The organism is Enterococcus sp. C74 (assembly GCF_040887125.1).
Taxonomy (GTDB): Bacteria; Bacillota; Bacilli; order Lactobacillales; family Enterococcaceae; genus Enterococcus_B; species Enterococcus_B hirae.
This window is the reverse complement of record NZ_JBFOFA010000019.1, coordinates 1-12,085: the sequence shown is the minus strand read 5'-3', so window position 1 is coordinate 12,085 and position 12,085 is coordinate 1. Positions and strand designations below refer to the sequence as shown.

At 28.2% G+C, this 12,085-nt stretch carries 11 protein-coding genes and 2 pseudogenes; 10 read left to right on the top strand and 3 right to left on the bottom strand.

All coding sequences use genetic code 11. The features are described 5' to 3' along the window. Nucleotides 1-321 (bottom strand): annotated as a pseudogene (locus AB3H93_RS13900) (helix-turn-helix domain-containing protein); the annotation flags it as partial. A gap of 11 nt (nucleotides 322-332) precedes the next feature. Beyond that, nucleotides 333-731, bottom strand: a complete 399-nt coding sequence (gene tnpA, locus AB3H93_RS13895) for an IS200/IS605 family transposase (RefSeq protein WP_161440464.1) — start codon at nucleotides 729-731, stop codon at nucleotides 333-335. A 500-nt stretch (nucleotides 732-1,231) separates the two neighbouring features. On the opposite strand from tnpA, the gene AB3H93_RS13890 reads away from it, so the two are divergent. From AB3H93_RS13890 to AB3H93_RS13865, 6 genes are all read left to right on the top strand, one after another. After that, nucleotides 1,232-1,927 carry a WxL domain-containing protein gene (locus tag AB3H93_RS13890; RefSeq protein ID WP_368020722.1) on the top strand — a complete coding sequence of 232 codons (696 nt, stop codon included), beginning with the start codon at nucleotides 1,232-1,234 and terminating at the stop codon, nucleotides 1,925-1,927. Nucleotides 1,928-2,009: 82 nt separating this feature from the next. After that, a complete protein-coding gene (locus AB3H93_RS13885) occupies nucleotides 2,010-3,056 on the top strand; it encodes a DUF916 and DUF3324 domain-containing protein (protein ID WP_337247752.1) in 1,047 nt (348 codons plus the stop codon). 477 nt (nucleotides 3,057-3,533) lie between these two features. Then, entirely contained in the window at nucleotides 3,534-4,955 is a 1,422-nt protein-coding gene (locus AB3H93_RS13880; protein ID WP_368020721.1) for a helix-turn-helix domain-containing protein, read from the top strand. Nucleotides 4,956-5,103: 148 nt separating this feature from the next. Then, nucleotides 5,104-5,292, top strand: coding sequence for a hypothetical protein (locus tag AB3H93_RS13875; RefSeq protein WP_081115490.1), 189 nt, complete (start codon nucleotides 5,104-5,106; stop codon nucleotides 5,290-5,292). 210 nt (nucleotides 5,293-5,502) lie between these two features. Next, nucleotides 5,503-5,841: an LPXTG cell wall anchor domain-containing protein gene (locus AB3H93_RS13870; protein WP_161638214.1), complete on the top strand. Its 339-nt coding sequence runs from the start codon at nucleotides 5,503-5,505 to the stop codon at nucleotides 5,839-5,841. Next, nucleotides 5,825-8,038, top strand: coding sequence for a BspA family leucine-rich repeat surface protein (locus tag AB3H93_RS13865; RefSeq protein WP_368020720.1), 2,214 nt, complete (start codon nucleotides 5,825-5,827; stop codon nucleotides 8,036-8,038). The genes AB3H93_RS13870 and AB3H93_RS13865 overlap by 17 nt, the downstream gene beginning before the upstream one ends. Nucleotides 8,039-8,543: 505 nt before the next feature. Here the strand turns inward: AB3H93_RS13865 and AB3H93_RS13860 are convergent. Continuing rightward, nucleotides 8,544-8,618, bottom strand: a complete 75-nt coding sequence (locus tag AB3H93_RS13860; RefSeq protein WP_367173923.1) for a putative holin-like toxin — start codon at nucleotides 8,616-8,618, stop codon at nucleotides 8,544-8,546. On the opposite strand from AB3H93_RS13860, the gene AB3H93_RS13855 reads away from it, so the two are divergent. The 4 genes and pseudogenes from AB3H93_RS13855 to AB3H93_RS13840 all read left to right on the top strand — a co-directional run. Next, on the top strand, nucleotides 8,588-8,956 hold the full coding sequence (locus AB3H93_RS13855) for a transposase (RefSeq protein ID WP_345791568.1): 369 nt from the start codon (nucleotides 8,588-8,590) through the stop codon (nucleotides 8,954-8,956). The two genes, AB3H93_RS13860 and AB3H93_RS13855, sit on opposite strands and share 31 nt — an antisense overlap. A 459-nt stretch (nucleotides 8,957-9,415) precedes the next feature. Beyond that, the gene (locus AB3H93_RS13850) at nucleotides 9,416-10,228 is read left to right on the top strand and encodes a ParA family protein (RefSeq protein ID WP_081115494.1); all 813 of its coding nucleotides are present in this window, start codon (nucleotides 9,416-9,418) and stop codon (nucleotides 10,226-10,228) included. Between the two features lie 21 nt (nucleotides 10,229-10,249). Next, nucleotides 10,250-10,669, top strand: coding sequence for a hypothetical protein (locus AB3H93_RS13845; RefSeq protein ID WP_081115495.1), 420 nt, complete (start codon nucleotides 10,250-10,252; stop codon nucleotides 10,667-10,669). Between the two features lie 630 nt (nucleotides 10,670-11,299). Beyond that, nucleotides 11,300-12,085: pseudogene (locus tag AB3H93_RS13840) on the top strand (replication protein RepR); the annotation flags it as partial.

The following is a 12,085-nucleotide window of genomic DNA, read 5'->3' as shown; positions in this document are numbered from 1 at the left end:
GTGCAACTTTGAACCAGTTTTTTTCTTTTGAACGACGACATATTCATCACGGAAAAAATTATTGAACGCCTTGTCTAGATTAATTTTTGTATTCGCTAAAGCAAGACTATCCACTTCTTTCAAAAATGGAAAATCTTTTTATATTTTGCAGGCGTTGGAAAACACATTTTTTTAGAGGAATCATTCTTAGTTTCTTCATAAGCTTTTATTCGGTCATCAAGCATTAGATTGTAGACCTTACGAACACAGCCAAAAGACTTGTCAAAGAAAATTTTTTGCGTTTCAGTCGGATATAAATTTATATGCTTTTAGCAGTTCCATAAGATTCACCTCTATTTGTTTCCTTGATTTTGAATATATTTCTTGATGACTTTGATAGGTACACCACTAGTTGTCAAAAGACAAAAACTTTTAGACCAAAACATTTCTTTCCAAAGAAACTGTTTGACTCTTGGAAAATCACGTTTTATCAATCGTGAACTGGCACTCTTATAAGCATTGATGAATTTTGTCAGTTCTGTTTTAGGGTGGGCTTTGAACATAATATGAATATGGTCTTTATCATGATTCCACTCAACTAAAGTAATATGATACGATTTTGAAATTCTTTCAAAAGTATCTTTAGCAAATTCAGATATTTCATCATCAATCACTTGTTTACGATATTTCGTTACTAAGACAAGGTGATAATATAAGAGGAATACTGAATGATTATTTGTATCTAATTCCATGTTATATCAGCTCATTTCTTTTATAGACTGATTGTAACATGATATAAAATAAAAAGGTAATATTACCTTAATTTTCGGTATGAGAATTACCAAAGATAACCTTCATACCGAACGGCATTCATCACCCACTTATAGAGGATGAGCGACTTCTGCCTAATTTATATTAAAAAGAACTAGGAGATAAACCAACTAATAGAAAGATTAACAACAGATATTACTTACTTTTCCTTTGGTAAATCAATGTTATACTGTTAATAGGGAGCAATTGTCTGAATATCAAGATACTCAATTGGTAGTAGACACGTTAAACCATTTAGAGGAAATGACTATATAGATTCATTTATTAATTCATAAAAAAAATACTACTATTTTAAAAATTAGATTTTTCAAAAAAAATATAAAAATATATACTTCATTTTTTAGTGTTATTATTCAATTGAATTTGGAAGATATATATAACTATTCAAATTCATATTATTAATAAAAGGAAGGAATATATTATGAAAAAACAAGCTTTAGTAGCAGCAGTTTCTTTGATAGCTCCAATGGCATTAGGAGCTGGTAGTGTATTTGCTGATACGAATAGTGCAACTACTGATGTAAAGGCAAATTTCACTGTATCAAGTACTAATAATGATAATCCAACTCCAAATAACCCATCTGGAGCTAATCCTGATCAACCTGGTTCAGATGAAAATACGAATAGTCCTTTACAACCAACCGGTAATTTTTCGTTAGCTTATATTCCATACAGTTTTAATTTTGGTAATATTGAACTTGGAACTCAAGGTAGCTTACAAAAAAATATTGAATTGTCAGGTAGTAACACACTTAATGTTGGGGTAAAAGATACACAACATAATGAAGCTGGATGGACACTAAAAGCAACTTTTTCAGGAGATCTAGCATCAAATGGTGCTACAATTGGAACAACTGCTGAGACTGCTCAAACATATAATGCTCAAAATAAATTGGTGCCATTAGATAATCCAGATATGATTACAGTAACTAATCACCCAAGTATTGGTTCACAAGCACAATTAATTATGGAAGGAAATCAAGGTCATACTTTTTCTGGAACATATGACTTGAATTTAGGAACAGTATCATTAAATATCCCTAATGTTAATCAAGTAAATGCTGGAGAAAAAACTGGAACTGTTACTTGGAATTTAGAGCAAACCCCATCAAATTAGTTAAAGAAAGAAAAAACAGGAAAATCATTCCTGTTTTTTCATTTTAGATTTATTTATTAGTAAATAGCAAAGGAGAATACTAGTGAATAGAGTAATTAATAAAAAAAATATATTGATGATAATATTTTTAGTAATTACTAGCATAACTATCAGTATCAAAGTATCAGCAGAAGAAAAACAAAATTTTGGAGGATTTTCAGTTGAAGGTATCCCAAATCCAAGACAAATAGATAAAAATTCTGGGTATTTTTATTTATCAGAAAAACCAGGTTCCAAAGATTCAATCAAAATAAAATTAATAAATAATTCTAATAAAGATAAGCTATTAATTATTAAAGTTGTTGATGCTAATACTAATAGTAATGGTATAGTAGATTATTCTGGAACCTTAAAAAATAATACTTCTTTAAAAATACCATTAACTTCAATAGTTAAATCTACACAAAAAGAAGTAAGTATTTCTAAAAATAGTTCTAAGGAAATAACATTAGATATCAATATGCCTGCACATAATGTACAAGGAGTAATATTAGGAGGAGTAGTAGTATCTGAAAAGATAGATGACAAAGAAAAAAATCAAAATATTGTAAGCAATGATTACTGTTATACCATAGGAATAGTTCTAACTAACGAGGATAAAGTAAATTTATTTAAAAATGTTTCTGTAACTTTAGAAAATGTTATTCCTAATTTAGCGTCAGGAAAAAAAGTTGTTCAAGCAAATATTTTAAATCCCAATCCTTATATTTTCTCCAAAGCACAGGTAAAAGGTGCTGTATACTCAGAAGATGGAACAAAAAAAATAAAAGAAAATTCAATGGACAACGTATCAATTGCTCCATACTCGTGCTTACCTTTTCAAATAGATTGGGGTAAAGAAGATTTAAAACCAGGAAAATATTTATTTAAAGGAACTGTAAAAACTGCAGAAAATACCTGGAATTTTGAACGAAAATTTGACATTGCAGGAGATAAAGCAAAAGAAATTAATAAACAATCTGTATTTAAGGTTATCTTACCAAATTGGTTTAAATATAGTAGTGTTTTCTTAATAATTCTTATTATTTTGGGAACAATTTATATTTATCGACGAAAATATAATACTAAAAACAACAGGAGCGAAAAATAATGTATCTTTGGAGTATCTGTACCATCAGTATAAGTATCATATTTTTTATCATAAACATATATTTGTTGCTACAAGATTATAAATATATTATTACTAGTAAAATTAGTATGAGAAAACTTTCAATTAATGGATTATTAATTATTAGTACCTTAATTTTACTTGGTTTAGGTATATCTTCAATTTTTATTATCAATAATCAATTATAACTTTATAGAAATACAGGCTGTTGGTAATTAACAGTCTGTATTTTATATATACCATATAAAAAATATATGTTATTATTTATGTGTAAATAATTAAGTGTTTAACATTATTAATTTTTATATTTAAATATAATAAGATATAAAACACACTATTTATTTATCTTACTATAATATTATACATTAAATACTTATTTTTTTACTGTGTCTAAAAAAAAAATAAACATACCCGTAAACATAATCTTTGATATCTTCGAATAAATACGGAGGTGCAGAAATGCTGAGATTAATTTATGAAAAATCTTCATTTTTCAAAGCAGAAATAATAAGATTGATTGTAGAAAACAACGGACAAATAAATAAAAATTTATTAATTAAAGAACTATATTTATCAAGTGCTACAGTTAATAAATACTTGCAAGAACTACATAATGAATTACCTGATAAAGCTCTAATTATTTCTGATAGTTTAATAATATTTAATTACAAAAATTTCTCCCTTTATGATGTTCAAAAATTCTACTTTTCTCAAAGTGTGGTAAAAGATATTCTTCACTATTGTTTTTTTCAGCCAAAACTTACCTTTGAACAATTAGCTGGAAAGTTGTATATTAGCCATTCTAAATTGTTTAATATATTAAAATTCATGGATAAAAATCTAGAAAATATAGGCATATACATACAGAGAAGACCCTATGTTATTTTAGAAGGTAATTTAGAGGCAATTATGGTGCTTTATAATTTGTGTTTACAAATTGAAAAACAGCCATTTGAAAAATCATTTTCTAAAATTAATGTATTAGATTTACAAAATCGGGTAGTTACATTTTTAGATTACTATCATATGAAAGCGGAATATTTTGTGATAAGAGAATTATGTATTTGGATATTAACAGTACATGATCGTTTTTATTTACAAAAAGTGTGTAAAACACATAATACGATTTGTTACGATAACTTTATTAACACAGAGAGCCCTTTATTAAATAAAATAAAAGAAACTTTTTCAATAATCAATCCAAGATCTTTTGACAAAGAAGGATGTTTTTTAATTCTAATATTTCTTATTTTCAATATGTCAAGTCTACATTTCGAAAATATGGAATCAGAAAAATATTTTTTCTCTCACGAATTGATAGAAGAATATCATTATCAATCCTTCATACTATCTGTATTAATGAAAGATCCATATAATGTTTCTCCAAGCTCTTTAGAAGTATTATCTATCAAAATTGAAGGCTGCATTCACTTCTCTAATTTAATATATCCATATTATTATTTTTCTAGAACTCTCTTAACACCAAAATTAAAAAGATCTGGCTACCTAAAAAAAATACAAGACAATTTAAAAGAAGATTTTAAAGATATGTTTATAAACAAAAACATAAATATAAATTGGGTATATGAATTACTTTCATATATGATTATTGCTTTTCAAAAAAGATATATAACAGATAACATTGTTAATGTAGGAGTATATTCCATCAGAGGTACAATTTTTGAAACACAGTACTGTCAAGAGCTTAAGGAAGCTATAAACATAAGCCCTTATTATGAATTAAATGAACAAGATATAGATATTTTGATTATTGATGATATTGAGCTTTTAAATACTGTACCAAATTATAAAACTTATATAATTGTTGGCGATGCAACTTACAATAGACAAAAACAAAGTTTATTGTTTTTTCAAAAATAACTATAAAAAATGTATGATATTTATTTTTAAATATAAAATTTTAAAATTTTTTCAACTTAGTTATATGGTAATTTTTATCGTAGTGAATTTAATTATCTTTATTTTTAATATCTCACTTATAAATATTAAATTTTTAGGAGGTAATAACATGAATATTGACTATATATCAGATCTGATAGAAAAATATAAATCCTCATCTGAATATATTAATACACTAATGTGTGATTCAGAAAAGGATTTACAGCAATTTGGAGTTACTAAAGAATCCTTAATTGCTGAAAAATCTGTGTATAATGAGGTTATTCATGATCTTGAACATATTGTTCTAACCTATTAAATAATTTGGTCTCAGAATATAAAAATGTATTTTTGTATTCTGAGTTTTTTTATTTATAAAATGCGTATTTTTATGGTCTGAATCAATATAATAATACATATTTTAAAATAATTTTTTTATACAAAAAAAAAAAATTATTTTAAAAAAAATACAAGATAAAATTAAATTGACTTTAAATATTATAGAAGTTAATAGAAGGAGGCAATTTTAATGCGTAAAAAACGAATTATTCGTTGGATAGTCTCGCTGTTTATATCAATTAGTTGTGTTGGATTATCCTCTCCTATATTTGCAGATGATTATCAAACGACTACCGTTTCAGTAAATTTTATACGTAAAATTATGCCTGAATCATTACCAGGTAACCCAACTAATTCCGATGTAAACAAGAATAAATCTGATAAAAAAATTGAAATCGCTAAACAATTACCAAAAACAAATGATTCTCTGAATATACTCACTCCATTATTGGGGATAATGTTTGTTAGTTTTTGTTTCTTTTATATTGTTTTATCAAAAAGGAGAAACCTCGATGAAAAATATACGTAAAAAAATATTAATAGTTTTTGTTTCAAGTTTTCTTATAAATTATGGTTGGATACCCAGTTTAACTGTTTCAGCAGCAGAAAAAACAAGTTCTACGGAAAAAATATCAAGTAATACCAGTACTAGCTTAAGTTCTGATAATAATTTGGAAAGTTCATTGAATAATAATAATTTAATAACTGATCAAGAAGAAACAAGTACTTCCAGTTCTTCTGACATAGATACTACTGAAAGCACACAAGAACCTGCTAAAAAGGAAAATAATAAAGATAAAAGTATTGAGGAACGAAGTGTATCGCCTAAAAAATATGTTGCACCTACAATAGTAAATGGACAAGAGTGGACTGCTGAAATGGGAAACAAATGGCTAGAAAATTGGAACTACAATACTAATGAGAATAAAAAATTCATATGTTTAAACTATTATACAGGAAATGAAACTAGTATTACTATACCAGGAAGGTTAAGTACTGCAAAAGGTAATTATCAGATTCTCATTAGAGATATGAATCAAGAGAGTAGTAATTACTTTTTAAGAAATAATAAATACAAAGAAATAACTAGTATCTTATTTGCAGCTGGTACTTATGGAAATACTACATCACAAGTAGGAATATTAAGTAGTACATCTGGTGCTTCTTTACATGCCGCATTTAAAGAAGCTACAAATTTACAGCAGGCTAATTTACAAGGATTAAATCTAGACTCTGGTACTAATCAAGCTGTAATAACAGATATGTCCAATGTATTTCAAAACTGTACCAATTTACAAAATATGTATCTACCCACTTCTTCACATGTAACTAACATGGCTCATGCATTTGATGGTTGTTCTCAATTAGGACTTAGTCTGGTACTTGGCAATAACTTTAGTACTAGTAACGTTACTGATATGCAATATCTATTTAATGGATGTAGTAGTTTAAATAGTACAAATGTTGGTAGTTTCAATTTTGATGCATCTAATGTAATAAATATGAGTCATATGTTTGCTGGTTGTACTAATATAGATGATAAATTTCTAAATAATATAAATTTAAGAAATACAAATAACGTTCAAAATATGGATTTTATGTTTGAAGGATGTACTGGATTATCTTCGCCAACATTTACTTTTCCGACAAACAATGTTGAACACATGAGTTATATGTTCAAAGATTGTTCTAACTTAACTAATTTGAATATTGCAGAATTTGATACTGCTAAAGTATCTGATATGACAGGAATGTTTTATGGTTGTCCTACGCTAAGCTTTATTGATTTCTCAAATGCTACAGTAACTAATAATACAGATACTTATCTTATGTTCATGCAACATAGTAGTGAGCAATATACTCCTTTATTGGTTATTATAGATGGAAGTAAAGCTCAGCCGTTACTTACTTATGATTATACGTCCAACTTTAGAAAGCTAGTAAATTCACCATTTTTAAATGCTAATGGAGGAACCTTTTCAAACGGTGCTTCGGATTTATACTATATCCCAAAATGTGCTGTAGCCAAAAATGATCCTATATTAAATGTGTCTAATTTCAAACAGTGGGTAACAGACAACACTCCAACAAAACAAGGTACAGGATTTCTAAATTGGAAAATTTCTGGAACAAATCCTGACCAAGCAAGTAGTGTTTTAGATCTATTAAATACAGGATATACTGCACAATGGATGGATGATCCAAATACTTCTAGTGATAATAAAAAAATTCCATCATCTGCTGCATTATCCATGATTTATATACCTTCTTCATTTAATACAGGAGAAGTAGCTTTAAAAAATTCTGGAGAACAATCTATTCCTTTAACAAAAGATAGTACATTTAATATAGGAATACGAGATCAAGAAGATTCAACTACATCATGGAGGTTGGATGCAAAACTTACTTGGAATTCTGAAGGATCCATAGATAATGCCTACTTACAAACTACAAGTACCTCTAATGTTAAACAGAATATAAATAATGGAGTAGATGCTTATAATCCATCAACAGATTTACAAGAATGCAGTGATGTCACAGGTACAAATAATGCTAAGATCACAACTGTAGATAGTACATTAATGAGTAATGTCCCAAATAAACACTTAAATGGAGTTTATGACTATAATTTAGGGGATGTCTCTTTGATATTACCAAATGTCGAAAATATAGAGGTAGGAAACTACTCTGCTACAGTAACATGGAATTTAGTAACTGCCCCTTAAATGCAAACATAGAAATACATCCTGATTAAATGGATGTATTTCTATGTTTATTATTTTTCTGTAATAATCATTCCTATTAATTAAACCAAGATCAAAAAGAAAATGTGTTGAGGAAGTTCTATAAACCTAAAATCAATAGAAAACATTTATCAGAAGTTAAACTAAACTTTTTTATATTTTAGAGAAGTAGCTGATCAAGCTATTACTTTAGTAAAAGATAAAAAAATATTATTAGTAGATCTACATGGAGTAAAAGATGGATTTGCTGAAGTAGTTGTTGGACATAGATCTCAAGCAATAGCTTTATCGAACAACAACAGCATATTTACGAGCATGATATACTTTTTCAATGTATTTGCAAATCTTGCCTTACTTTGCCATACTTAGCATAAGAAAAAGAGGCTATGCGTAAATATATCCCCTTGTAGAACCCTTAAAAAGATGGTGGCTGTATTAAATAGTTTGAATGCCCCTCTAACTGCTTGCCAAAGTGAAGTTAGAGGGTTTATTTTTTATTGTCATTTTTGATAGCTAAAACTAATATTGCAAATGCAATCATTAGCTGTAGTGCCTCAAACAATGACAATTAAGGCTCTCCTTTTCCTAGACTTGATACTTACACACATAGTAGAAACATTGAATGTAAAAGGAATGATGAAAAATAAGCACTTAGCTAAATCGATTGCACAACAAAAATTCTATGAGTTCAAACGCCAACTTCAATACAAGTGTGAGGATTATGGCATTGAATTAGTGGAAGCAGATAAGTTCTATCCAAGTTCTAAGTTATGCCATGAATGTGGGCATAAAAAAGTAGACTTAAAATTATCAGTCCACACGTACCATTGTGATAAATATGGATATACAGCGGGTAGAGATTATAATGCAAGTGTGAATCTAGCTAGTTATAGTGTGTAATGTAATCTACGATCTTCTACTGAAACGGAAATATAGATACGGATTCATTGTATCCGAATTAATGCTTGCGGAGTGTTATAGCAAATGAGAATAACGAGCAAGTGGCAAAATCGGACACGTAGAAACAGGAAATAAACATAAATCTGACAAGTTTAATAGTTGGTTAGAAATATTTATAGATTTTTGGCAACGGGAATAGGAAAACAACATAAGAAAATAATTTTCGAAAAATTTTCCAGCTTCAAGAGAAGCGCTAATCCCCTTTTTCCCATAGTGTTTCGAAGTAGTTGCTAATGATAAGTAAAAGTATTTTTATTAAAAAGGTATAACTTATACCTTTTTTCATGACTATTATTACTATAATATCAGTATTTTAATTTAAAGTATAAAAAAATATTGATTAAAATCTTAGTATAACTTATACTTTAAATATAGAATATGTTGAAAGAGGGTAAACAAATGGCAGCAACTACTTATACAGTTGGAAATTTTAAAGGAGGCGTTGGAAAAACTAAAATTGTTACAATGTTAGCTTTTGATAATGCTGTAATTAATAAGAAAAAGACATTAGTAATTGATATTGATCCACAGGCAAATGCTTCTCAAATTTTAGCTCGGACTGTAAATATGAAACATATTGAAAAAACTATCGTAAATGGAATTAATGAAAATGATCTATCTGTTTGTATTACTCCTATTATGGAAAATTTAGATTTAATCGCATGTGACACAAGTTTTAGATCGTTTTCAAATTATGTAATTACAAATTATGAAGATGAAAAGGATCAAATTATGGTGTTGGAAAAGCTTTTAGTACCGATTAAGGATAAATACGATGCTATTTTTATTGATGTTCCCCCTACTATTAGTGCTTATTCAGATAACGCTATGGCAGCTTCAGATTATAGCATTATTGCTTTTCAGACACAGGAAGAATCTTTAGATGGTATAGGAAAATATATTGGATATCAAAAATTTATGATAAATAAGTATAATATTGATCTTGAAGTTATTTCTATAATCGCATGTATGCTTGAACCAAATAATGATTTAGATAAGAATGTTTTGTCTGATGCAATAAATTTATATGGATCTGCTGTGTCTCAAAATATAGTTAATTTTCAAACAAGACTAAAGCGCTATTCAAGAGAAGGGATATCATTAAAAAAGTACAGAAATGGAAATTACGATCAATGGGATTATCGAGCACATGAAACTTTTATTAAAATATTAGCAGAATTAGAAATTCGTAGAAAAATTTTTGAAGAATAACTATAGGGATGTGAGTAAAATATGAGTGAAAGAAAAACTTTTGATATTGATATAGATTTTGATACAGAGTATTCTGGATTATTGCAACCTGGAAATAAGAAGAAAAAATCAGTTTCAATAAATCGCGAAAATGATTTTGAACAAACACTTTTTAACAAAAAGATAAAGTCATTTCCTAATACAAGCAAAAAAAGAGGCCGTCCTGTAGAAATTACTGATGACAGATATAAAGTTACAAAGCCAAAAAAAATATCTCCAGCACTAGAGTCAAAATTAAATGTAATGCAAGATTATGTAGAAGAACTACAATCAGTAAAAGGAAGAATCACATTTGAAAAATTAATAGATACATTGGCAGAAGCTTATATTACTCAAAAACTTGGTGTTTCTAAGGAAGAACATTTGCGTTTTGAAATCAAAAAAGCTTTTGAAAAACTATAATTTTTTTGATTACCCAAAAAATTAAAGTATAACTTATACCTTGTTTTTATAATTAGAAGAATAAGTTATACTTTAATGAAATTAATTTATATATTGATATTAAGCCTTTTTTTATTAGGTATAAAAAGAATAAGTTATACTTTAATGATATAAAAGGAATAACTTATTCTGTATTTATTTACTTATAACTTATACCTTTAGAAAAGTCGTACTTGAACAACAATTACAATTTTGTTATATTCAAATAAATTAAGCATACAAAAAAGAGACGGAAATAATTGATTTTGATCGAATCAATTATTTCTGAATCACATGAAACAGACTCATGTGTTCGCGCTCGTCTCAATAAATAAATTAAGCGGTCTGATAAACCACTTATTTGTTTTACAAATGTGTTTAAATTATAGCACATTTAGAGCGAGCAGTTCAATAGATAAAGCGATATTTTTCTAGGTTTTTACAGAAATTTAAGCCGAATATTGAAAGAGAACACAGAACAAGTTTTAGAATTGCCATGTGTTCTCTTTTTCAATACAATTCGGAGGAAATTTTAGGATGGAAAACTTAGATCAATTCTACAGTGCTTTGTTAAAACAAGGCATTCGTACATATAAATATCGAAACAGCACCATGAAGCCTGTCGGGTATGAGAATACCAGCAGGAATGGTGCTATCTTTGCGTACCGCAGTAAACAATTGATGAATGCAGGGCGTGGCATGGTTATTACGTCTGAAGAAGCGATTTTAGAAAATGAATCCAAACTGACTCATTGGACACCAAATGTTTATCGCTATGGAACTTATGCGGACGAAAATCGTTCAATCGTTAAAGGGCATTCGGAGAAAAATATTAGTCAAATCAATACTTTTGTCGTGGATATTGATTCTAAAGAAAATCATCAAGGAGAGATTTTCTTAGCTTGTGTGGATGAATTAGGGTATATGCCAACGCTCATTTTAGAATCAGAGCAAGGTTATCAAGTCTATTTTGTATTAAAAACACCTGCTTATGTGACGAAAAATAGTAATTTTAAAGTAATTGAAGTGGCAAAACGTATTTCTACAACGATTCGGACACAATTGGCTAATCAGTTACCAGGTATTGATGTAGGTTGTAACCATTTTGGAATTGCTCGATTCCCAAACAAACAAAATATTGTATTTTGTGAGCTAGAAAATCAATATTCTTTTTCTGATTGGTTGAATTGGTCAATGAAAATGGCATCTAACCAAAAAACTGAAGCAGAAAGAAACGCGAAATTGATTGTTTTTCCTGAGAAAAAAGAGTATCGCCAAGTTGATGAACCGTGGTTTGACTTGTTACTACGAAAAGCAAACATTATTGGGGGAGAAGGTCGATTAGGACGGAATAACGTGATTTTTACACTCTCTTTGGCTTATTATTCTTCTGGTTAC